The following is a 21701-nucleotide window of genomic DNA, read 5'->3' on the forward strand; positions in this document are numbered from 1 at the left end:
ATGACCGTACCGAGCCCCTTCACCACCTTCATGTCACCGGCCGAGCGGGCGGCCGCCGGCCGGGACGCGCGGCGGCGGGTGCCGCGATCGGCCCACGCCGGGTTCGAGGCCGGGCCGGACCGGTTCGACCCGGTCGACGTGCTGGAGCGCCAGTCGGCCACCCGGGTGACGGAGCTGGTGCCGATCCGCTACGCCCGCATGCTGGAGTCGCCGTTCCGTTTCTACCGCGGCGCGGCGGCCGTCATGGCGGCGGACCTGGGGGCCACCACGGACACCGGGCTGCGGGTGCAGCTGTGCGGGGACGCCCACCTGCTGAACTTCCGGCTGCTGGCCTCGCCGGAGCGCCACCTGGTCTTCGACATCAACGACTTCGACGAGACGCTGGCCGGGCCGTTCGAGTGGGACGTCAAACGGCTCGCGGCCAGCTTCGCCATCGCGGGCCGCGCAGGCGGCTTCAAGACCGCCGAGCAGAACAGCGCGATCGAGACGTGTGTCCGGGCGTACCGGCGGCGGATGCGTGACTTCGCCGGGATGCGGAACCTGGACATCTGGTACGCCCAGGACGACGCCGACCACATGCGGGAGCTGATGGCCGCGTCGATGTCCAAGGAGGCACGGCGCCGCACCGCGAAGGCCACGGCGAGCGCCCGGACCCGCACCCACATGCAGGCCTACGCCAAGCTCACCCGGGACACGGCCGAGGGGCGGCGGATCACTCCGGACCCGCCGCTGATCACCCCGCTGCGGGACCTGGTGGGCGACTCCTCGGAGCACGGACGGGAAGGAGAGCTGCGCGCCGTCCTGGAGGGGTACGCCCGCAGCCTGTCGTCCGAGCGCCGGCATCTGCTGCGCCGGTACCGCCTGGTGGACATCGCCCGCAAGGTCGTCGGGGTCGGCAGTGTCGGCACCCGGTGCTGGATCGTGCTGCTGCTCGGCCGCGACGACGACGATCCCCTGCTGCTCCAGGCCAAGGAGGCGCAGGAGTCGGTGCTCGCGGCGCACAGCGGCGGCGACCGCTGGGACAACCAGGGCCGCCGTGTGGTGGCGGGGCAGCGGCTGATCCAGACGACCAGCGACATCCTGCTGGGCTGGACGCACGCGGTGGGCCTCGACGGACAGGAGCGGGACTTCTACGTGCGGCAACTGCGGGACTGGAAGGGCATCGCCCAGCCGGAGACCATGGACCCCGACCTGCTGCGGCTGTTCGGGCGGCTGTGCGGAGCGAGCCTGGCACGGTCCCACGCACGCTCCGGCGACCCTGTCGCCATCGCCGCCTACCTGGGCGGCGGCGACCGCTTCGACCGCGCCCTCACGGTGTTCGCCCAGGCGTACGCCGACCAGAACGAGCGGGACTTCGCGGCGCTGGGCGCAGCCGTCCGCTCGGGGCGTGTGCACGCGGCGGCCCGGTGACGACCACTGCGGCCGGTCCCGGGCGGACCGGAGCGCGTCCTGCTCCCGGCCCCCCGCGGGGCGCCACGTGGGCGGACCGCTCTCACCCGTCACGCTCTCACCCGCCGCGGGCGATGCGCCCCCGGCGCGACCCGGGGTTCCCTGAGGGTCACGGACACCGCCTACGGAGCCGCCCGGTCCGCCCCGGGCGGCTCGGAACAGGGGTACGGCCATGTGCCGCTGGCTCGCCTACTCGGGCACTCCCGTGCTGCTCGACGACGTCCTCTACCGTCCGCAGCACTCGCTGATCGACCAGAGCCTGCACGCGCGGATGGGGGTCGAGACCACCAACGGCGACGGCTTCGGAGTCGGCTGGTACGCGTGGCATCTGCGCACCCCCGCCGTCATCCGCGACACCGGCCCGGCCTGGAGCAACCGCAACCTGCGGGAGATCGCCGACCACGTCCGCTCGCCCCTGTTCTTCGCGCATGTACGCGCCTCCACGGGATCGGCCGTGCAGCAGACGAACTGCCATCCGTTCCGCCGCGGCCGGTGGATGTGGATGCACAACGGGGCGATCGACGGATTCCGCGAGATGCGCCGGGACCTCACGCTGGCGGTGGATCCGGGGCTGTTCGCCTCGATGGAGGGCACGACGGACTCCGAGGTGATGTTCCACGTGGCGCTCACCTTCGGGCTGGACGGCGACCCGCCGGGCGCGGTGGCCCGGATGACAGGGCTGATCGAGCGGCTGGGCCGCGAGCACGGGGTGCCGCAGCCGCTGCAGATGACGGTCGCGGTGACCGACGGCGAGCGGGTGTGGTTCTTCCGCTACTCCAGCGCGGGCAAGTCACGGTCGCTGTACTACAGCAGCCGGGTGGAGGACGTGCGTGCCCTCCACCCCGACCTCGGGTTCCTGAACCATGTGTCCGACGAGACCCGGCTGGTCGTGTCGGAGCCGCTCGGCGATCTGCCCGGCGTGTGGAACGCCGTACCGGAGAGCACCTACGGTGTCGTGCAGCCCGGGCGGGACCTGCTGCAGCACTTCGAGCCGGAGCCGGTCTGAGCCCTGCCCCCGCCCTGCTCAGCGCAGCCGCGCGGCGAACGCCTCGTACGCCCGCTCGTCGAAGAGGACGAACCTGACCTCCTCGACGGTGGTGTCCGCTGCCCGGACGGTCTCGACGGCGATGCGGGCCCCGTCGTCCATCGCCAGCCGTAGACACCGGTGGAGATGGCGGGGAACGCCACGGTACGGGCGCCGAGTTCACCGGCGACGCGGAGCGACTCGCGGTAGCAGGAGGCGAGCAGGCCGGAACGGTCCTCGGTGGTGCTGAACACCGGACCCACGGTGTGGACGACCCAACGGGCGTCCAGGTCGCCCGCGGTGGTGGCGACCGCCTGACCGGTGGGCAGGCCCTTGCCGAGGTGCGCCGCGCGGAGCCGGCGGCAGTCCTCCAGGATCGCGGGGCCGCCACGGCGGTGGATCGCCCCGTCGACCCCTCCCCCGCCCAGCAGGGAGGAGTTGGCCGCGTTGACGATCACGTCGACGCTCTCGCGGGTGATGTCGCCCCGGACCGGTTCGATGGCCGTCATATCTGCCTCAGTCGCTTCCAGACGGCCTTCGCCGCGTTGTGCCCCGACATGCCGTGCACGCCGGGGCCCGGCGGGGTCGCCGACGAGCAGATGAAGACGGCCGGATGCGGGGTGCGGTACGGGAACAGGGTGGGCCTCGGGCGCAGCAGGAGCTGGAGGCCGGAGACCGCGCCGGAGGCGATGTCCCCTCCGATGTAGTTGGCGTTGCGGGCGGCGAGTTCGGGCGGTCCCGCCGTGGCCCGGGCCAGGACGCGGTCGCGGAACCCCGGGGCGAAGCGCTCCAGTTGGCGTTCGATGGCGTCGGTGAGGTCGCCGGTCCAGCCGTGCGGGACGTGACCGTAGGCCCAGAAGACGTGCTTGCCCGCCGGCGCCCGGGTGGGGTCGACGACGCTCGGCTGGACCGTGATCAGGAACGGCCGGTCGGGGGCCCGGCTCTCCCGGGAGGCCGCGCGCAGGGCCGATCCGATCTCCGCGCTGCTCGCGCCGACCTGCACCGTCCCGGCGGCGCGGGCCTCCTTCGCGGTCCAGGGCACGGGGCCGTCCAGCGCGTAGTCGATCTTGAAGACGCCCGGCCCGTAGCGGTATCCGGCGTAGTGGTTTCCGAAGCCCGCGATGCGGGCCAGGGCGGTGGGTGAGGTGTCGAAGACGTACGCCCGGGCCGGTGGCAGGTCGTCGAGGCGCTTGACCTCGTAGTCCGTGTGGACGCTGCCGCCCAGGTCGCGCAGGTAGGCGGCGAGGGCGTCGGAGAGGGACTGGGAGCCGCCGCGGGCGAGGGGCCAGCCGCGGGCGTGCGCCGCGAGGGCGAAGACCAGGCCGACGGCGCCGGTGGCGAAGCCGCCGAGCGGTGCCATGACGTGGGCGACGAGCCCGGAGAAGAGGGCCTTGGCCGGCTGGTCGCGGAAGCGGCGCATCAGCAGTGTCGACGGGGGCAGCCCGGCCAGACCGAAGCGGGCGAGGGTGACCGGGTCGCGGGGCAGGGCGGTCAGCGGCAGTGACATGAAGTCCCGGGCGAGGGTGTCCCACTTGGGCAGGAAGGGCTCGACGAGCCTGCGGTACGCGCCGGCGTCACGCGGGCCGAAGGAGGCCGCCGTCTCGCCGACGGTCCGGGCCAGGACGGCCGCCGAGCCGTCCGGGAAGGGATGCGCCATGGGCAGCTCGGCGTGCAGCCACTCCAGCCCGTACCGCTCGAGCGGCAGGGCGCGGAACGCCGGGGAGTTGACGGCGAGCGGATGGGCCGCCGAGCACGGGTCGTGACGGAAGCCGGGAAGGGTGAGCTCCTCGGTGCGGGCTCCGCCGCCCACGGTGCTCCGGGCCTCGAAGACGGCGACGGAGAAACCGCGGCGGGCCAGCTCCACGGCCGCGGTCAGTCCGTTCGGTCCCGCACCCACTACGACGGCATCGAGCATCGACGGCACCTTCGGACCCCTTCGTCAGCCGACGGCCACTGAGCCTCAGGATATGCCCGGAGACGGACAGTCACCGGCCGCAGGCGATTTCCGCTGCGGAAGGGCACTTCACGCCCGCCGGAACCCCTGCGTGCGCACAGCGGGTAACCGACTGTGTGCGACACGCAACGATCTTCCGTACTCAGGCCCCGCCCGACAGCAGCCCCACCACCCTGCGGGCCGTGGCCGCGTCGCGGGCGGCGGTGAAGGGCAGGGCGTTGCCGCCCTGGATGCGGAACGGGTCGCCCGTGAGGGTGAGGTGAGCGCCACCCGCCTCCTCGACCAGGAGCAGACCGGCCGCGTGGTCCCAGGCCGCTTCCCAGGAGAACGCCACCGCGTCCAACTCGCCCCGGGCGATGGCGAGATACTCCAGCCCGGCGGAGCCGCACGGGCGCGGAGCCACACCGTCGGCGCGCAGGCCGAGCAGGGCGTCCTTCTGCTCGTCCGTCGTGTAGTCGGGGTGGGAGGTGGCCACGCGCAGGTCCCGGCCGGGCTCCGGCACTCCGGCGAACAGCCGCTCCCCGTCGAGGTGGGCGCCCTTGCCGCGCTGGGCGAAGGCGAGCCGGTCGTGGGCGGGCGCGTACGTCCAGGACGCGAGCAGGGTGCCGCGGTGGGCGAGCGCGACCAGGGTGCAGAACCCGGCCTCGCCGCGCACGAACTGGCGCGTCCCGTCGACGGGGTCGACGATCCAGACCGGGGCGTCGTCGCGTATCGCCTCGTACGTAGCCGGGTTGGCGTGCACCGCCTCCTCGCCGACCACGACCGAGCCGGGCAGCAGGGGGGCCAGGGCCTCGGTCAGGTACAGCTCGGCCTTGCGGTCGGCGTCGGTCACCAGGTCGTGCGGGCCGCTCTTCTGGTCGACCTCGTGCGCGGCGAGCCGGCGCCAGCGCGGCAGGATCTCGGCGGCGGCCGCCTTGCGGATCGCCTCGTCGACGTCGGAAGCGTGCTCTGCGAGAAACTCTTCGATGGTTTCGTTGCTGTCGTTCACCCCTCCATGACAACACGGGCCACTGACAGGCCCTGCCCGCCCGGTGCACTCCGGGTGGCATCGCGATGAACAGCGGGGACGGTTCCTGCGGGCGCGGACCCGCCTGATCAGCGGCCCACCGCGTACCCCTGCATCCCGCGCGGGTTCGCCGCCGCCGACAGCACGCCCGTCTCCGGGTCCCGCGCCACCACGCACAGCCGGCCTTCCGACCAGGGGCCGCCCACCGTCACGTCGTGGCCGCGGCGCCGCAGTTCCTCGACGACGGCGGGGTCGGTGCGGGACTCCACGGTCACACTGCCCGGGCGCATACCGCGCGGGTAGAAGGAGCCGGGAAAGCTGTCGTTGTGCCAGTTCGGGGCGTCGATCGCACCCTGGAGGTCGGGGCCGCCGCGCACGGCGCCGCGCAGGGCGACGGCAAGGAAGAAGTGCAGCTGCCACTGGTCCTGCTGGTCCCCGCCGGGCGTGCCGAACGCCATCACGGGCACGCCGTCGCGCAGGGCGATCGACGGCGTCAAGGTGGTACGGGGGCGGCGCCCGGGGGTGAGGGAGTTCGGCAGCCCCTCCTCCAGCCAGGTCATCTGAAGCCGGGTGCCGAGCGGGAAGCCGAGTTCGGGTACGACGGGGTTGGACTGGAGCCAGCCGCCGCTGGGGGTGGCCGAGACCATGTTGCCCCAGCGGTCGACGACGTCGAGGTGGCAGGTGTCGCCGCGGGTGGTCCCGTCGGCGAGGATCTCCGGCTCGCCCGGCACGGGGGACGCCGGGCTCTTGGCGACGGTCGGTTCGCCGGCCCCCAGGGCGTCGAAGCCCTCCTGTGCCGCGGCCGCTGCGCGCGCGTGCGCACCCAGCCGCGGGGTGCGTCCGCCGGGGCTGCCGGGCCGCAGGTCGTTGTCGGCCCGCTCGCCGACGAGGGCGCGGCGAGGCGTGTTGTACGCCTCGGACAGCAGGTCGTCGAGGGGTACGTCGGCGGCGTCCCCGTACCAGGCCTCCCGGTCGGCCATGGCGAGCTTGCAGTTCTCCACCAGGAGGTGGACGTAGTCGGCGGAACCGTACCGGGGCAGCTCGGGCGGGAGCAGGGCGAGTTGCTGGAGGAGGACCGGGCCCTGGCTCCAGGGGCCCGGCTTGCACACGGTCCAGCCGTTCCAGTCGTACGTCGCCGGGGTCTCGTAGGTCGCGGACCAGGCGGCGAGGTCGGCGGCCGTGAGGGTGCCGGTGTGCCGTTCGCCGCTGGTGTCCTTGGTGGGACGCGCGGCCTGGCGGGTGAGCGCCTCGGCTATGAACCCGGTGCGCCACACCTCCCGCGCGGCGTCGATCCGCGCCTCCCTGTCCCCCGCCCCCGCGGTCTCGGCGAGCAGGCGCTTCCAGGTGGCGGCGAGCGTGGGGTTGGCGAAGAGCTCACCGGGGCGCGGTGCTTTGCCGCCGGGGAGGTAGACGTCCGCCGAGGAGGTCCATTCCGTCTCGAACAGCTCGCGCACGGTCTCGACGGTCTCGCCGACCCGCTCCACGGGCGCGTGTCCGTGCTCGGCGTATCCGATGGCGTACGCCAGGACGTCGTCGAGGGACTTGGTTCCGTGGTCGCGCAGGAGCAGCATCCAGGCGTCGAACGCGCCCGGCACGGCGGCGGCGAGCGGCCCGGTGCCGGGGACGAGATCCAGTCCGAGGCCCTGGTAGTGCGCGACGGTGGCACCCGCCGGGGCGACGCCCTGCCCGCACAGCACCCGCACCTCGCCACCGGCCGGGGCGAGCAGGACCGGCGCCTCGCCGGCCGGGCCGTTGAGGTGCGGTTCGACGACGTGCAGCACGAACGCGCCCGCCACGGCGGCGTCGTAGGCGTTGCCGCCGGTCTCCAGGACGGCCATCGCGGACTGCGAGGCGAGCCAGTGGGTGGAGGACACCATGCCGAAAGTGCCTTGCAGGGTGGGACGAGTCGTGAATTCCATAGCTGACCTCGGTGTTCACATGTGTCGGTCGGTCCGGAACGGGCTGCGGGGAGAAGAGCGCGAGGCCGTCTCCTCCAGGTAGACACCTTGCCCCCTCTTTCCTGGCCGGGCTGTTGCGGCCCGAAAGGCTCTGGTGAGTGCGCGCCGGGGACATCCTCCCCGGCTACCCCCGAAGGCCCGGCGGTCTCCCTTTCCTCCTTCTTCCTGCCTTGTTCCCGTGCAGCCGGCGAGGCGGATGCCGCATGATCGGACCATGTTGGTCGAGGTGGAGAAGATCGCGACGTTCCCGCGGGGCCGGGTGCTGGCCCAGGTGCAGACGGGATTCGGCCGCGCAGCGGTCATCTGGCGCGGAGATGCCGACGCCGGGCCCGGCGCGTACTTCGTGGAGTGGACTGTCGACGAAGCCATCACCTGGGGGCGAAACGCCAGGCCGGCGGCCGGGACCGGGCCTGAGGTCCGCCACGGCGGGCACTGTGTCGTGCTGCGGGGAAGACTGAGCCCGGTGGAAGACGGTGCCGCCGTGCTGCAGGTGGACGACGCGAACATCCTGCTGGACATGACCGATCCGTTGCCTGATGGCGTGGACGGCATGTGGGTCGAGCTCTTCGTCGACCGCGACAAGATCGCTCTCAGCCCCATCCGGATCTGACTGCACATCAAGGCGAGCTCAGCCGATACGGCGGCCCCGGCCGGCCCGTCTCGTCGTTGTGCTGCCTCGGCCGCTTCATGAGGTCCGCGGGCGACGTCGATCACAGTCGGCGCCGCGGGCTTCTCCTCACCCATGGAAAACCGCAGGTCAAAGCTCGAATTCCGTCAGGTTATGGATCTCCGTCGTGTCAGGCATTGGACGCATGCCACGCAGCGTCACAGTCTGGGACGAGTTCCCGGTCCCGACCTTCTGAGGAGTCATCATGGGCACAGAGAGGAGCACCGTAGACGGTGTCATCAGGACGAGCGCGCGCGGACACTCGGTCCTGAACAGTCCGCGTCTGAACCGGGGTACGGCCTTCACCCGGCGGGAGCGGCAGGAGCTCGGGCTGACCGGCCTGGTGCCGCCGCAGGTCCTGACGCAGGACCAGCAGGCCGCCCGCGCCTACACTCAGTTCCGGTCCCAGCCCGACGACCTCGCCAAGAACGTCTACCTGACGGCGCTGCGCGACCGCAACGAGGTGCTCTTCCACCGGCTCCTCGGTGACCACCTCGCCGAGATGCTGCCGATCGTCTACACCCCGACCGTGGGTACGGCGATCGAGCGCTACAGCTACGAGTACCGCCGCCCGCGCGGCGTGTACCTGTCGGTCGACGACCCCGAGTCCATCGAGAGCTCCCTGCGTGCCTCCGGGCTGGGCGCCGACGACGTCGACCTGATCGTGGCGACGGACGGCGAGGCGATCCTCGGCATCGGTGACTGGGGTGTGGGCGGCATCGACATCGCGGTCGGCAAGCTCGCCGTCTACACGGCCGCCGCCGGCGTGGACCCGGCCCGCACCCTGGCGGTGATGCTGGACGCCGGCACCGACCGGCAGGAGCTGCTGGACGACCCGCTGTACCTGGGCAACCGGCACCCGCGCGCGGACCGGGACCGCTACGACGCCTTCGTCGACGCCTACGTCGCCGCGGCCACGAAGCTGTTCCCCGACGCCCTGCTGCACTGGGAGGACTTCGGCTCGTCCAACGCCCGCCGGATCCTGGACCGCTACCGCGAGAAGACGCTCACGTTCAACGACGACATCCAGGGCACCGGCGCCGTCAATCTGGCCGCCGTGCTCTCCGGCGTGCGCGCCGGCGGTGCCGCGCTGCGCGACCACCGGGTGGTGCTCTTCGGTGCCGGAACCGCCGGCATCGGGATCGCCGAGCAGCTGCGCGACGCGATGATCGCCGACGGACTGACGCCGCGGGAGGCCGCGGAGCGGATCTGGGCCGTGGACCGTCACGGACTGCTGACCGAGGGCCAGCAGGGGCTGCGGGACTTCCAGATGCCCTTCGCCCGTGGCCGCGCCGAGGTCACCGGCTGGCGGCACGACGAGAACCTCGGTGGCGTGCCGCTGGCCGAGGTCGTCGACCGGGTGCGCCCGAGCGTCCTGATCGGCACCTCGGGACAGGGCGGCGCCTTCACCGAGGACATCGTCCGCGCCATGGCCGCGCACACCGACCGCCCCATCGTCCTGCCGCTGTCCAACCCCACGCGGCTGGCCGAGGCCGTCCCCGCCGACCTGCTCGCCTGGACCGAAGGCCGGGCCCTGATCGCCACCGGCAGTCCCTTCGGGCCGGTGGAGACGGACGGCGTCACCCACCACATCGGGCAGGCCAACAACGCGCTGGTCTTTCCCGGGCTGGGGCTCGGCACGGCCGTCGCCCGGGCCGAGCGGATCACCGACGGCATGCTGGTGGCCGCGGCCCGCGCCATCGCGGACCAGACCGACCCCGAGGCACCGGGCGCGCCGATCCTGCCCCCGATCGACCGGCTGCGGGACACCTCCGTGGCGGTCGCCGTGGCCGTGGCCCGTGCCGCGGTCGCCGACGGCGTCGCCCGGGAGAGCGCCGACGACACGATCGAGGAACGCGTCCGCGCGGCCATGTGGCATCCGGTGTACCCGCCGATCGAGGCCGTCTGACGGGCCACCGCCCGGGTATCGCTCCCCCACCCCCCAAGGGGGCACCGACCGGATCCTCTCGGCTCTCTGACATACGGTCACCGGCCCGCACGGTCGCGCCCCCGCCTTGCTCCAAAGGATTGACGCAGTCATGTCTTTCGCCGAGATCTTCACCGTCGTGGTGCCGGTCTTCCTCCTCATCCTGGTCGGCTACGGCACCGGCCGCCGGGCGCTCTTCGACGCGGGCGGCGCCCAGGCACTGCGCGAGCTGACCATGCAACTCGCTTTGCCCGCCGCCCTGTTGCTGAGCATCTGGCAGACGCCCCGGCACGTGCTGGTCGAGCAACTGCCCCTGGTGGGCCTGCTGGCGTTCGGGTTTCTCGCCGTGTACACCGTCCTGCTGGGCGTGCTGCGCCTCGCGGCCCGCCGGCCGCTGCGGCGGGCGGCCCTGTTCGCGCTGGCCTGCGTCCAGCCGCAGTACGCCTTCATGGGCACGTCCATCCTGGGGGGCCTGTTCGGGACCGCGGAGGCCGCCGTGCCGATCGCCGTCGCGGGCATCATCGTCAACGTCGTCCTCGACCCGGTCGTCCTGATCCTCCTCGGCATGCCCGAACATCCGGAGCCCCGGACGGTCACAGCCGGGGTGGCGGCCCCCGCACGGCGGCACGTCCTGGCCACCGTCGGCGCGGGCGCTCCCGAGGCGGCCGCCGGGCCGGCGCCCGCCGAGACCGGATCGCCCGGCCCTCGCCCCTCCGTGCTGCACACCGTCGGGCACGCGCTGCGCGAGCCGTTCTGCTGGGGCCCCGTCCTCGGTCTCGTGCTGTCGGTCGCAGGGGTCGGCGTGCCGGAGATCGCCGACTCCGCGCTGAGCCTGCTCGCGGGCGCCGCGTCGGCGACGGCCCTGCTGTACGTCGGCGTCTCCGTCGCCCGGATCGGCCGGCCCGCGCTGTCCCCCGCCGTGTGGGCGGTCTCGCTCACCAGCGTGGTCCTGCTGCCCCTGCTCGTCTACGGGACGGGGCTGCTCCTGACCTCCGAGGCGGTCGCCGCCCAGGCCGCGCTGATCCTCGCGTTCCCGGTCTCGCCCGTCCCGCTGATGTTCGCCGCCCGGCACGGCTCGGCCGAGGACGTGCGGACCATCGGCTCCGCCGTCGTACTGAGCCTGCTCCTCTCCTTCGTCACCCTGCCCCTGCTCATCGAGCTGGTCGGCTGACCCCGGCCCGGGCGCCGCGCCGCCGGGGCCACGCCCCGGGTGCAGCGCACCCGCCTTCCGCCCGACCACCCCGAAAGGACACGGCCTCATGACATCAGCCGCAGACACGCGACCGGACCGTCCGCGCCGCCCGTCGCGGCCGTGGGGGCCGCGCTCCGTTCTCGGCCGGCTGCGCGGATCCCTGCCGTTCGCCGCGGCGGCGCGAGGGGCCGTCGCGCTCGCGCTGCCCCTGCTCGTCGGGCTCGCCACCGGGTGGGTCGTGCTCTCGGCGATCGCCGCCATCGGCGCCCTGTGGGGGGTGAGCCAGGACGGTTCCGACCCGTACCGGGTCCGGGTGCGGCGGCTGGGCTGGACGGGGGTGTCCAGCGCGCTCGGCCTGCTCGCCGGTGAAGTCGCCCTGCGCAGCGGGGAGCAGGCGGCGGTGGCGGGGTGTCTGGTGGCGGCGGCGCTCGTGGCGGGCGGTGTCGGCCTGCGCGGGCGGATCGCGTCCGTGTCGGGCATGCACCTGCTGCTCGGCGTCACGATCGGCAGCGGCATCCCGGTGCCGGGGCCGTGGTGGCAGCCGCCGCTGGCGCTGCTCGCCGGTGTCGCCCTCGTCCTCGTGCTGTCGGCGGCGCCGTGGCTGTGGCGCCGTCACCACGTCGAACGGGCCGCCGTGCTGGCCGTGTACCGGAGCGCGGGCGAGGCGCTGGCCGCCGCGGGTACCGGTGCCGCCGAGGAGGCCCGCCTGCGGATGACGCTGGCGCTGAACCACGCCCACGAGGTGATGGCCCCCCGTCTCGCCCCGCGCGGGCGGCGGCAGCGGGACGAAACGGGTGACCTGGTCCGGGCGTTCCACTACGCCGTGCGGCTGGGCGAGGCCGTGACCGCGGTGGTGTGGGAGGGCCGTGCGCTGCCGCCCGCCCTGACCGATGTGCCGCGGCACCTGGCCGGGCGTCTGCTGCCCGACCGCCTCGCGGCCCCGGAGGAGCGGGCGGCGCCCGCACCGGTGACCGGCTCGCCGGGCAGGCGCGCCCTGGCCGAACTGGTCGCCGCCGTGGACGGCGAACCGGACGGGACGGACCTGGAGTTGCGTCTGCCGGCGCACGAGGGGCCCGGACGGGCGGCGCGGCTGCGGTACGCCCTGCTGCTGGCCGGGTGCGTGCTCGCCGCCCATGTGCTGGCGGAGGTGCTGCACCGCCCTCGCGGCTACTGGCTGCCCATGACGGTGGCCTTCGTCTACAAGCCCGACTTCGGGCCGCTGTTCCCACGGGCACTGCACCGCTGCGTCGGCACGATCGTCGGGGTGGCCGCCATCGGGGCGGTGTCCTCGGCGGCCAGCGGCACGTACGCCGTGGTGGGCGTCGTGGCGGTGTTCGGCGCGCTCATGGCCGTCGGTGTGCGGCACCACTACGCGCTCGCCACACTGGGTCTGACCGCCGTCGTGTTCGTGCTGCTCGACCTGCTGGGCGACCACCGGCCGTTGTACGGCACGCGGGTGGTGGACACGGCGCTGGCGTCCGCGCTGGTGCTCGTCGCGCACTTCGCGGTGTGGCCGGACTCCGCCGCCCACCGCGCCGAGGCACAGACCGAGGCCGCCGTCGCCGCCGCGCGGCGCTACCGCGACGCCGCGCCGGAGGCCGGCCCGGCCCAGCGGCAGTCGCTGCGCCGAACCGCCTACCACCAGCTGGCCGAGGCACGCCGTACGGTCGCTCACGCCCGGCGCGAACCGGCCCGCCGCGGGCGGCCGCTGCCCGACTGGGAGAGCGCGATCACGGCGGCCGAACAACTCTGCGACCAGGTGACGGCACACGTGGTCGCGGGTGCGCCGAGGCCGGTCCGGTAGCGGAAGTCGGGCACCGGCTCGGCAGCGGCCGCCTTCCGGCTCGCCCCTGAAGCCTCTCCATGCCGTCGTCGCCCGGGGCGTCGCCCCTGGGGCCTTCCATACTGCCCCCGCCCGCTTCGTGGGCGACCCATGACGGGGAAGAATGACAGCATGGATCTTCAGGTGCTGCGTTCCTTCCGGTCCGTCGCGGAGGGGACGACGGTGACCGATGCCGCGACGGACGCCGGCATCACCCAGCCCGCCCTGTCCCGGGCCCTGGCCCGGCTGGAGGACGAGGTCGGCGCCGAGCTGCTCCAGCGCGTCGGGCGCGTGCTGCGCCTCACGCCGGCGGGCCGGGTGTTCAAGGAGTACGTCGACGGGGTGCTCGACAACTACGACCGGGGCCGGCGAGCCGTGGCCGAGATGGTCCACCCCGACTCCGGCGTCGTGTCGCTCGCCTTCCTGCACACCCTGGGCACCTGGCTGGTCCCCCAGCTCGTCACGGGCTTCCGTTCGGCCTTCCCGCAGGCGCAGTTCGAACTGCACCAGGACGGCGAGATGGGCCTGACCCGGCACCTCCTGGACACGACCGCGGATCTGGTCATCACCAGCAGCGACCCCGGCCACCCCCTCATCACGTGGCGGCGCCTGCTGGTGGAGCCGCTGCTGCTGGCCGTCCCGTCCCGGCACCGGCTGGCCGAGCGCCGCCGGATCCGCCTGGCCGAGGTGGCCGAGGAGCGGTTCATCCTGCTCAAGCAGGGATACGGGCTGCGTGACATCACCGCGGGGCTGTGCCGCGAGGCCGGCTTCGCACCGGTCATCGCCTTCGAGGGCGAGGAGGTGGAGACCCTGCGCGGTCTGGTCGCCGCGGGTCTCGGGGTGTCCCTGATCCCGTCGTCGCCGGACGTCACGGCGGCATCCGAGTCCCCGATCCGCTACCTGGAGATCACCGACGTACGGGGCGCCCGGGACATCGGCATCGCCTGGCTCGGCTCCCGCGCCGTGCCGCCGATCACCCGGCGCTTCCTCGACCACGCGCTACGGACGTCGACCGTGGAGTGAATGTCCTTTCCTGTCGCGGGAAGTTGGGGCATGTCCGGTCTTGTCCCGGGCGATGCCGGCAGGTCGCGCCGGGCGCAGCGCGACGGCGTCGACACGCACGGTGTTCCACGGAACATGTCGGGGAGGCCGCACTTCCGCAGCACAGAGACGCATGTGACACTGTCGTCCCGTCCGCCGTGCGGACCCGTTCCGCACCGTCCGTCCCCACCTGAAGGGCGCCGTGCGTTCCCTACCTCTGCCCCTGGCCCTGACCGCCCGTCTGTCCCCGGTGGTGGTGCTCGCCGCGGTGGGCTGGGCGCTGTCGTCCGGTCCGCTCGCCGCGCCGCAGGCCGCCGAGCACAAGCCGGCCGAAGAGAAGACCGATACCCGCTCGGAGTCCGCCCCGTCGACGTCGACGGTGCCGAAGACGTACTCCGCGTCGCCCGCCCCGTGCGAGGCCGTCGCCAAGAAGACCATCGAGGCGCTGGTGCCGGGCGCCAAGACGGCCGGCAAGGAGATCCCGTCCACGGACTCGGAGCTGCGCCGCACCTGCTCCTGGAACGCCCTCAAGGGCTACGACTACCGCTGGCTCGACGTGTCCTACGAGGTCATGGAGTCGGACGAGGCCGCGCAGAAGTCGTACCAGGCGCACACCGAGAAGCAGAGCGGCGGCGGCGCGGTACCCGGTCTGGGGGACAGCGCGTACTCCGTGGTCAACCTCACGACCGAGGACAAGCAGGAGACCCGTGAGGGCGTGGTGTTCGCCCGCGCCGCCAACGCGCTGGTGACGATCACCTACAACGGCAGTGACTTCGAGTCGAAGAAGGCGCCCGGCACGGACACGATCAACAAGGGTGCCATCAAGGCCGCGAAGGAAGCGGTGGCCGCGCTGGAGAGCGACAAGGACTGAGCGCCCTCCAGCGCGCCGTTCTCCCTCAGCGGGTGCTGCGGCCCCGGGTGGCCATCAGCACCAGGTACAGGATCATCGAGGTGCCCAGGCCCACGGCCCAGCCGTAGTCGGCCAGATCGGCCAGCGCCGGGACGGGACGGCCGTCGATCAGCGGCTTGAAGCTCGCGCCGCCCACGGCGAGGACACCGCCGACCGCGAAGGCGACGACGGCCCGCCAGTTCCAGCCGCCCTCGTACCAGTAGCGGCCGCCGGGCCGGTACAGGTCGGCGAGGTCGAGCCGGGCGCGGCGCAGGATCCAGTAGTCGGCGATGAGGATGCCCGCGACGGTGCCGAGCAGGCCGCCGACCAGGCCCAGCCAGGTGAAGATGTAGCCCTGCGGGTCGGAGTACAGCTTCCAGGGGAAGATCAGCACACCGAGGACACAGGTGGCGAGGGCGCCGGCCCGGAAACTGATGCGCCGGGGCGCGATGTTGGAGAAGTCGAACGCCGGCGAGACCAGGTTGGCCGCGACGTTGACGGACAGCGTCGCCACCAGGACGGTGACCAGCGCGAAGAGCAGGCCCACCGTGTTGTCGGTCTTGGCCGCAAGCTGCACCGGGTCCCAGATGGCCTCGCCGTAGACGGCCTGGGAGCCGGAGGTGACCATCACCGACAGGAAGGCGAACAGGGTCATGGTGGTCGGCAGGCCGAGGGCCTGGCCCCGGGTCTGCGCCTTCTGGCTCCTGCCGTAGCGGGTGAAGTCGGGGATGTTCAGCGACAGTGTGGACCAGAAGCCGATCATTCCCATCAGGGCGGGGGCGAACAGTTTCCAGAAGTCCGCGCCCCAGCCGAGCTTGGAGGGCTGGTCGAACAGCGGGCCGAAGCCGCCCGCCTTGTCGCTCATCCACCAGAGCATCACGAACGCGCCGACGAGCACGAACGGCGCCGCCCAGTTCTCGAAGCGGCGGATCGTCTCCATGCCCCGGTAGATGATGACGACCTGGAGCGCCCAGAAGATCGCGAACGACAGCCACATGGTCCAGGCGTAGCCGCCGGCCTTCGCGGCGTCCGTCCAGCCGGAGCCGACGAGCTTGCCGGCGAGGAAGTAGATGGCCTCGCCGCCGATCCAGGTCTGGATGCCGAACCAGCCGCACGCCACCAGCGCCCGTACGACGGCGGGCAGGTTGGCGCCGCGGATGCCGAAGGAGGCCCGGGCGAAGACCGGGAAGGGTATGCCGTACTTGGGACCGGCGTGCCCCGTGAGCAGCATCGGTATCAGCACGATGACGTTGGCCAGGGCGATGGTGAGCACCGCCTGCTTCCAGTCCATGCCGACGGCGATGAGCCCGGAGGCGAGGGTCCAGGAGGCCGTGTTGTGGGCCATGCCGACCCACAGCGCGGAGAAGTTGTACGTGGTCCAGGTGCGCTTCTCGACCGGGACCGGCAGCAGGTCCTCGTTGGCGTAGGGGCCGGTCGGTGCGGGGACGCCCGGGGCGATCTCCACCCGGCCGTCGGCGAGGGTGACTTGGGTGGTCGGCGGTGGGGCCGTGGGAGCGGTATCGGTCATGGGCCGGGCCAATCAGGGGAGGTGGGACGGGAAAGGCCGTGCGGTGAGCCGATGGGGGGTGCGCTCGGGAGCGTCCTGGGCCCCCTTCCCGAGCCGCCGGGAAGGGGGAGTTCACAGGGGGTGGAGCGGCGGAGGTCAGCCGTTGACGGCCGGGATCACCCGGGATCCGTAGGCCTCGATCACGGCCTCCTGCGCGTCGTGCATGTCGTAGACGGCGAACTGGTCCACGCCGAGCGCGCGCAGCGCCTCCAGCTTCTCGATGTGCTTCTCGACCGGGCCGATGAGGCAGAACCGGTCGACGATCTCGTCTGGCACGAACTGGGTGTCCGGGTTGTCGGCGCGTCCGTGGTGGGAGTAGTCGTAGCCCTCGCGGGCCTTGATGTAGTCGGTCAGTTCGTCGGGGACGGCGGCGGAGTGCTCGCCGTACTTGGAGACGAGGTCGGCGACGTGGTTGCCGACCATGCCGCCGAACCAGCGGCACTGCTCGCGCGCGTGGGCGAGCGCCTCGGGCGAGTCGTCCTCGGTGACGTACGCCGGTGCGGCCACGCAGACGGTCACCTCGGCGGGGTCCCGGCCGGCCGCGACGGCCGCGTCCTTCACCGCCTTGACCATGTACTCGGTGAGATAGAGGTCGGCCAGCTGGAGGATGAAGCCGTCCGCCTCCTCGCCGGTCATCTTCAGGGCCTTGGGGCCGTACGCGGCCATCCACACCGGCAGTTCGGCGCCCTGCCCGATCCACGGGAAATGGACGACGGTGCCGCCGCCGAGGTCGGCCTCCCGTCCACTGCCAAGGTCCCGGATGACCTTCATGGCCTCGCTGATGCGGGCCAGGGTGTTGGGCTTGCGGCCGGCCACCCGCATCGCGGAGTCACCGCGGCCGATGCCGCAGACCGTGCGGTTGCCGAACATGTCGTTCAGGGTGGCGAAGGTGGAGGCGGTGACCTCCCAGGTGCGGGTGCCCGGGTTGGTCACCATCGGCCCGACCTTCAGGGTCGTGGTGTTGGCGAGGATCTGGCTGTAGATCACGAACGGTTCCTGCCACAGCACGGCGGAGTCGAAGGTCCAGCCGTACGTGAAGCCGTTCCGTTCCGCGCGTTTCATCAGGCTGACGACCCGCGAGGCCGGCGGGTCGGTCTGCAGGACGAGTCCGAAGTCCATCTGCGCCACTCCTAGTTGAGGTACTGACAGGTGGAACGCGGGGTGAACACGCCGTGCCCGGCGTGCCCGGTGTACTCCCGCTCGGTGATGACGGGTTCGCCACGCGAGAGGACCGTCTCGACCCGGCCGGTGGTGCGTTTGCCCTCGTACGCCGAGTAGTCGACGTTCATGTGGTGCGTCTCCACCGACATGACCTGCTCGGCGTGCGGGTCGTAGACGACGACGTCGGCGTCGGCACCCGGCGCGATGGTGCCCTTCTTCGGGTACAGGCCGAACATCCTGGCCGGGGTCGCACAGGCGATCTCGATCCAGCGGCGGCGCGAGATGTGCCCGTCGACGACCGCCTGGTGCAGGAGGTCCATACGGTTCTCCACGCCCGGCAGGCCGTTGGGGATCTTGGAGAAGTCGCCGCGGCCGAGGTCCTTCTGGCCCGTGAAGCAGAAGGGGCAGTGGTCGGTGGAGACGACCTGGAGGTCGTTCGTGCGCAGGCCCCGCCACAGCGCGGCCTGGTGCTCCTTCGGCCTGAGCGGGGTGCTGCACACGTACTTGGCGCCCTCGAAGTCCGGCTCGGCGAGGTTGTCGGTGGACAGGAACAGGTACTGCGGGCAGGTCTCGCCGAAGACGTTCAGTCCCTCGTCGCGGGCCCGGGCGAGCTCGGCGACCGCTTCCGTCGCGGAGACGTGCACGACGTAGAGGGGCGCGCCGGCCACCTGCGCGAGTTTGATGGCGCGGTGGGTGGCCTCCGCTTCGAGGAGGGCCTTGCGGACCTCGCCGTGGTAGCGGGGGTCGGTCTCGCCGCGGGCCAGGGCCTGTTCGACGAGGACGTCGATCGCGATGCCGTTCTCGGCGTGCATCATGATCAGCCCGCCGTTCTCGGCGGAGCGCTGCATGGCGCGCAGGATCTGGCCGTCGTCGCTGTAGAAGACGCCCGGGTAGGCCATGAACTGCTTGAAGGAGGTGATGCCCTCCTCGACCAGGTGGTCCATCTCCTTGAGCGTGTGCTCGTTGACGTCGGAGACGATCATGTGGAAGCCGTAGTCGATCGCGCAGTTGCCGTCGGCCTTGGCGTGCCAGGCGTCGAGGCCCTCGCGCAGGCTGTGCCCGACGCTCTGCACGGCGAAGTCGATGATCGTCGTGGTGCCGCCCCAGGCGGCGGCTCGGGTGCCGGTCTCGAAGGTGTCGGAGGCGAAGGTGCCGCCGAAGGGCAGCTCCATGTGGGTGTGGGCGTCGACGCCGCCGGGGATGACGTACTTTCCGGTGGCGTCGATGGTGCGGTCGGCCGTGAAGGATTCGGCGGCGGGGGTGTGGGAGGTGGCGAGGGCGGCGATTCGGCCGTCCTCGATCAGGACGTCGGCGTGGATCTCGTCGGATGCGGTGATGACGAGGCCGCCGCGGATGACGGTTCGGGTGCTCATGATCTGTCGCTCCTCGCCGTGTGAACGTGACGGTTGTGTGTGGCTGGTCGCGCAGTTCCCCGCGCCCCTAGGGGGCCGTCAGCGGGCCGTAAGTTCCAGGCGCCCGGTCCCGGTAGAACTGCCAGCGGTCGCGGACCTCGCGGAGTTTGGCCATGTCCAGGTCCCTCACCACCAGTTCGGGCTCCTTGTCGCTCGCCACCTCGCCGACGAACCGGGCCTCGGGGTCCACGAAGTACGAGGTGCCGTAGAAGTCGTTGTCGCCGTACTCCTCGACGCCGACCCGGTTGATCGCGCCGACGAAGTACTCGTTGGCGACGGCCGCCGCCGGCTGTTCCAGCTGCCAGAGGTAGCCGGACAGGCCGCGGGAGGTGGCCGAGGGGTTGAAGACGATCTCGGCGCCCGCGAGGCCGAGGGCGCGCCAGCCTTCGGGGAAGTGGCGGTCGTAGCAGATGTAGACGCCGATGCGGCCGGCCTTGGTGTCGAAGACGGGCCAGCCGCTGTTGCCCGGGCGGAAGTAGAACTTCTCCCAGAAGCCCCTGACCTGGGGGATGTGGGTCTTGCGGTACTTGCCGAGGTAGGAGCCGTCCGCGTCGATCACGGCGGCGGTGTTGTAGAGGACGCCGGGCTGCTCCTCCTCGTACATCGGCAGCACCAGGACGATGCCGTGTTCCTTCGCGAGGGCCTGGAAGCGCCGGACGACGGGGCCCTCGGGGATCTGTTCGGCGTACTCGTAGAAGGCCGGGTCCTGGACCTGGCAGAAGTACGGTCCGTAGAACAGCTCCTGGAAGCACAGGACTTGAGCGCCCTGCGCGGCCGCGTCGCGTACCGCCTGCTCGTGGACCTGGATCATCGATTCCTTGTCGCCCGTCCAGGCGGTCTGGAAGACGGCGGCACGGATCACTTGGCTCATCGGGACCTCCGGTCGCTCGGTGTGCCGTGAGCCTAGGGAGGGCGAAGGGCGTCTTTGAGTTGCAGCGTGTCACGTCCGAGGGCGTGCGGCGTGCCACCGTGTCACTCTTTCGTGGACTCATGTTTCACCGCCGTTTTCCCAGGTGGTTGCGTGTTTCACTGCTGTTGCGCGTCGTGCGCGAGGAGTGCGATGTGCACCGAGGCGGCCTGCTCGAAGTCGTCGAGGTCCACCCCGAGGCGGACCTGTATGGACTCCAGGCGGCGGTAGAGGGCCGGCCGGGAGACATGGTGGAGCTGGGCCGTGCGGGACTTGTTGCGGCCGGTGGCGAGGTAGGTGCGCAGGACCGACAGCAGGTCCTCGTCGCTCTCGCGCAGCAGCCCGTCCAGCTCCCGCTCCGCGAAGGACTGCACGTGCGGATCGTCGCGCAGCAGCCGGACCAGGCCCCGCAGGTGGACGTCCTTCAGGCGTACGACCGGGGGGAGGTCGAGGACGGCGGAGGAGTCGGCCACGGCGTCCGACACGTGCTGCGCCTCGCGCAGTCCGGCGGGCACGTCGTCCCAGGCGGTGCGGGGTTCGGCCGCGGCGACGACGGTGTGGTCCGGGCCGGTCCCGGTGCGCAGCCGGGTCGCGAAGTGCTCGGCGAGGGCGTCCGCGTCCTGGTCCCGGGGGACGCTCAGCAGCACGGCGGTGGCACCGTCGGCGAGTTCGGCGACCAGCCCGGGCAGGCCCAGCAGCCGCAGCAGCCGTTCGAGCCGGGCCGGGTCGCCGTCGCGGACGACCAGCGGCACGAAGGTGCGCCGGTTGACGGGCAGCCCGGCCGCCCGGGTCCGGGGCAGCAGTTGCCGTGCCGGTACGACGCCGCTGACCAGGTCGGTCAGCAGACTCTGCGCGGACTGCTCCTCCCAGGAGCACCCGGCGCCGCCGCCGAGCATGCGGTGCAGGACGAGCGCCTCGGCGGCGCGGTCGGCCAGCAGCCGTCCGGTGGCGGTGTCGCCGCGGTAGCCGCACAGCACGATCCGGCCCCAGCGCTCCCCGCGCCCGCCCAGTTCGGCCCGGATCCAGCCGTCGCCCCCGGTGCCTCCCCCCGTGCCCGAACGGCCTGGGTGGTGCCCCCACGCCTGCCGGGCGATGCGCTCCCAGTCGCGCAGCACGTCGTCCACCGCGGACCGCTCCCCCGCCGTGCCGAGGACTCGATGGGCGAGGTTGGTGACGACGACCGGGCAGGCGCTGTGCCGGGCGACCTCGTCGAGCAGGCGCTGCAACGGGGCGCCGGCGGTGATGAGGGCGGTGAGTTCGGTGCGGACGGCCTCGGAGAGGCTGACGGCGGCGAACTTGCGCCGCACGAGCCGCGACTGGACCTCCTCGGTCAGGTCGGCGAAGGGGAAGGGCCGGTGCAGGACGACCATCGGCAGTCCGCAGCGTTCGGCCGCCCTGCGCATCACGTCCGGCGCCGCGGGGAAGGCGCGGCCGAGTCCGAGGACGACGGCCGCCGCCTCGGCGCGGTGCAGGGACCGGACGTACTCGGTCTGTTTGTCCTCGTCTCCGGCGAGCAGCACGCCGGTGGTGAGGACCATCTCGCCGCCGCTGAGCATCACGCCGACGTCGGCGGCCTCGGCGACGTGCACCCAGCGCACGAGCCGGTCGAGATGTCCCGCGCCGGCCACCACCTCGGGCTCCCCGGCCAGTACCCGCTCCAGGGTGAGGACCTGCCGCACCGACAGGGCGGGCTCCAGGGAATCCAGGGTGATGGTCATGACGGGT

General features: G+C 72.4%; 16 protein-coding genes and 1 pseudogene. 8 read left to right on the top strand and 9 right to left on the bottom strand.

Annotation, left to right across the window (positions count from 1 at the left end):
• Together ACFCXS_RS35210 and ACFCXS_RS35215 are read left to right on the top strand one after the other, a co-directional pair.
• Entirely contained in the window at window positions 1–1410 is a 1410-nt protein-coding gene (locus tag ACFCXS_RS35210; protein ID WP_376647431.1) for a DUF2252 domain-containing protein, read from the top strand.
• Between the two features lie 211 nt (window positions 1411–1621).
• Window positions 1622–2455 carry a class II glutamine amidotransferase gene (locus ACFCXS_RS35215; protein WP_376647432.1) on the top strand — a complete coding sequence of 278 codons (834 nt, stop codon included), beginning with the start codon at window positions 1622–1624 and terminating at the stop codon, window positions 2453–2455.
• Between the two features lie 18 nt (window positions 2456–2473).
• On the opposite strand, the pseudogene ACFCXS_RS35220 reads toward ACFCXS_RS35215, so the two are convergent.
• The 4 genes and pseudogenes from ACFCXS_RS35220 to ACFCXS_RS35235 all read right to left on the bottom strand — a co-directional run bounded on the left by ACFCXS_RS35220 (window position 2474) and on the right by ACFCXS_RS35235 (window position 7352).
• A pseudogene (locus ACFCXS_RS35220) lies at window positions 2474–2982 on the bottom strand (O-acetyl-ADP-ribose deacetylase).
• Window positions 2979–4388: a phytoene desaturase family protein gene (locus tag ACFCXS_RS35225; protein ID WP_376647433.1), complete on the bottom strand. Its 1410-nt coding sequence runs from the start codon at window positions 4386–4388 to the stop codon at window positions 2979–2981. The pseudogene ACFCXS_RS35220 and the gene ACFCXS_RS35225 overlap by 4 nt, the downstream one beginning before the upstream one ends.
• Window positions 4389–4569: 181 nt before the next feature.
• The gene (locus tag ACFCXS_RS35230) at window positions 4570–5415 is read right to left on the bottom strand and encodes an inositol monophosphatase family protein (RefSeq protein ID WP_376647434.1); all 846 of its coding nucleotides are present in this window, start codon (window positions 5413–5415) and stop codon (window positions 4570–4572) included.
• A 107-nt stretch (window positions 5416–5522) separates the two neighbouring features.
• Complete coding sequence (locus ACFCXS_RS35235; protein WP_376647435.1) at window positions 5523–7352, bottom strand: gamma-glutamyltransferase family protein; 1830 nt, start codon at window positions 7350–7352, stop codon at window positions 5523–5525.
• A gap of 253 nt (window positions 7353–7605) precedes the next feature.
• On the opposite strand from ACFCXS_RS35235, the gene ACFCXS_RS35240 reads away from it, so the two are divergent.
• The 6 genes from ACFCXS_RS35240 (at window position 7606) to ACFCXS_RS35265 (ending at window position 14911) form a co-directional block, all read left to right on the top strand.
• Window positions 7606–8001 carry a hypothetical protein gene (locus ACFCXS_RS35240; RefSeq protein WP_376647436.1) on the top strand — a complete coding sequence of 132 codons (396 nt, stop codon included), beginning with the start codon at window positions 7606–7608 and terminating at the stop codon, window positions 7999–8001.
• A 262-nt stretch (window positions 8002–8263) separates the two neighbouring features.
• Entirely contained in the window at window positions 8264–9967 is a 1704-nt protein-coding gene (locus tag ACFCXS_RS35245) for an NAD-dependent malic enzyme (RefSeq protein WP_376647437.1), read from the top strand.
• Between the two features lie 130 nt (window positions 9968–10097).
• Entirely contained in the window at window positions 10098–11156 is a 1059-nt protein-coding gene (locus tag ACFCXS_RS35250) for an AEC family transporter (RefSeq protein WP_376647438.1), read from the top strand.
• A gap of 88 nt (window positions 11157–11244) precedes the next feature.
• Window positions 11245–12981: an FUSC family protein gene (locus tag ACFCXS_RS35255; protein ID WP_376647439.1), complete on the top strand. Its 1737-nt coding sequence runs from the start codon at window positions 11245–11247 to the stop codon at window positions 12979–12981.
• A gap of 150 nt (window positions 12982–13131) precedes the next feature.
• Entirely contained in the window at window positions 13132–14022 is an 891-nt protein-coding gene (locus ACFCXS_RS35260) for a LysR family transcriptional regulator (RefSeq protein WP_376647440.1), read from the top strand.
• 220 nt (window positions 14023–14242) lie between these two features.
• Entirely contained in the window at window positions 14243–14911 is a 669-nt protein-coding gene (locus ACFCXS_RS35265; protein ID WP_376647441.1) for a hypothetical protein, read from the top strand.
• A 25-nt stretch (window positions 14912–14936) separates the two neighbouring features.
• On the opposite strand, the gene ACFCXS_RS35270 is transcribed toward ACFCXS_RS35265, so the two are convergent.
• The 5 genes from ACFCXS_RS35270 to ACFCXS_RS35290 all read right to left on the bottom strand — a co-directional run bounded on the left by ACFCXS_RS35270 (window position 14937) and on the right by ACFCXS_RS35290 (window position 21694).
• Entirely contained in the window at window positions 14937–16457 is a 1521-nt protein-coding gene (locus tag ACFCXS_RS35270; RefSeq protein ID WP_376647442.1) for an NCS1 family nucleobase:cation symporter-1, read from the bottom strand.
• A 135-nt stretch (window positions 16458–16592) separates the two neighbouring features.
• Window positions 16593–17615: a TIGR03842 family LLM class F420-dependent oxidoreductase gene (locus tag ACFCXS_RS35275; RefSeq protein ID WP_376647443.1), complete on the bottom strand. Its 1023-nt coding sequence runs from the start codon at window positions 17613–17615 to the stop codon at window positions 16593–16595.
• An 11-nt stretch (window positions 17616–17626) separates the two neighbouring features.
• Window positions 17627–19030 (bottom strand): dihydropyrimidinase, encoded by a 1404-nt coding sequence (hydA, locus tag ACFCXS_RS35280; protein ID WP_376647444.1) that lies wholly within the window; start codon window positions 19028–19030, stop codon window positions 17627–17629.
• Window positions 19031–19097: 67 nt separating this feature from the next.
• The gene (locus ACFCXS_RS35285) at window positions 19098–19940 is read right to left on the bottom strand and encodes a nitrilase-related carbon-nitrogen hydrolase (RefSeq protein ID WP_376647445.1); all 843 of its coding nucleotides are present in this window, start codon (window positions 19938–19940) and stop codon (window positions 19098–19100) included.
• 155 nt (window positions 19941–20095) lie between these two features.
• A complete protein-coding gene (locus tag ACFCXS_RS35290) occupies window positions 20096–21694 on the bottom strand; it encodes a PucR family transcriptional regulator (protein ID WP_376647446.1) in 1599 nt (532 codons plus the stop codon).
• Window positions 21695–21701 lie beyond the last annotated feature (7 nt).

The organism is Streptomyces sp. NPDC056373, from assembly GCF_042262425.1.
Taxonomy (GTDB): domain Bacteria; phylum Actinomycetota; class Actinomycetes; order Streptomycetales; family Streptomycetaceae; genus Streptomyces.

What these genes read in the sequence shown, in the direction of transcription:
- ACFCXS_RS35255 (WP_376647439.1), top strand. Translation starts at nt 11,245, where the DNA reads ATGACATCAGCCGCAGACACGCGACCGGACCGTCCGCGCCGCCCGTCG.
- ACFCXS_RS35270 (WP_376647442.1), bottom strand. Translation starts at nt 16,457, where the DNA reads ATGACCGATACCGCTCCCACGGCCCCACCGCCGACCACCCAAGTCACC.
- ACFCXS_RS35245 (WP_376647437.1), top strand. Translation starts at nt 8,264, where the DNA reads ATGGGCACAGAGAGGAGCACCGTAGACGGTGTCATCAGGACGAGCGCG.
- ACFCXS_RS35225 (WP_376647433.1), bottom strand. Translation starts at nt 4,388, where the DNA reads ATGCTCGATGCCGTCGTAGTGGGTGCGGGACCGAACGGACTGACCGCG.
- ACFCXS_RS35235 (WP_376647435.1), bottom strand. Translation starts at nt 7,352, where the DNA reads ATGGAATTCACGACTCGTCCCACCCTGCAAGGCACTTTCGGCATGGTG.
- ACFCXS_RS35250 (WP_376647438.1), top strand. Translation starts at nt 10,098, where the DNA reads ATGTCTTTCGCCGAGATCTTCACCGTCGTGGTGCCGGTCTTCCTCCTC.
- ACFCXS_RS35275 (WP_376647443.1), bottom strand. Translation starts at nt 17,615, where the DNA reads ATGGACTTCGGACTCGTCCTGCAGACCGACCCGCCGGCCTCGCGGGTC.
- ACFCXS_RS35260 (WP_376647440.1), top strand. Translation starts at nt 13,132, where the DNA reads ATGGATCTTCAGGTGCTGCGTTCCTTCCGGTCCGTCGCGGAGGGGACG.
- ACFCXS_RS35215 (WP_376647432.1), top strand. Translation starts at nt 1,622, where the DNA reads ATGTGCCGCTGGCTCGCCTACTCGGGCACTCCCGTGCTGCTCGACGAC.
- ACFCXS_RS35210 (WP_376647431.1), top strand. Translation starts at nt 1, where the DNA reads ATGACCGTACCGAGCCCCTTCACCACCTTCATGTCACCGGCCGAGCGG.
- ACFCXS_RS35240 (WP_376647436.1), top strand. Translation starts at nt 7,606, where the DNA reads ATGTTGGTCGAGGTGGAGAAGATCGCGACGTTCCCGCGGGGCCGGGTG.
- ACFCXS_RS35285 (WP_376647445.1), bottom strand. Translation starts at nt 19,940, where the DNA reads ATGAGCCAAGTGATCCGTGCCGCCGTCTTCCAGACCGCCTGGACGGGC.
- ACFCXS_RS35290 (WP_376647446.1), bottom strand. Translation starts at nt 21,694, where the DNA reads ATGACCATCACCCTGGATTCCCTGGAGCCCGCCCTGTCGGTGCGGCAG.
- hydA (WP_376647444.1), bottom strand. Translation starts at nt 19,030, where the DNA reads ATGAGCACCCGAACCGTCATCCGCGGCGGCCTCGTCATCACCGCATCC.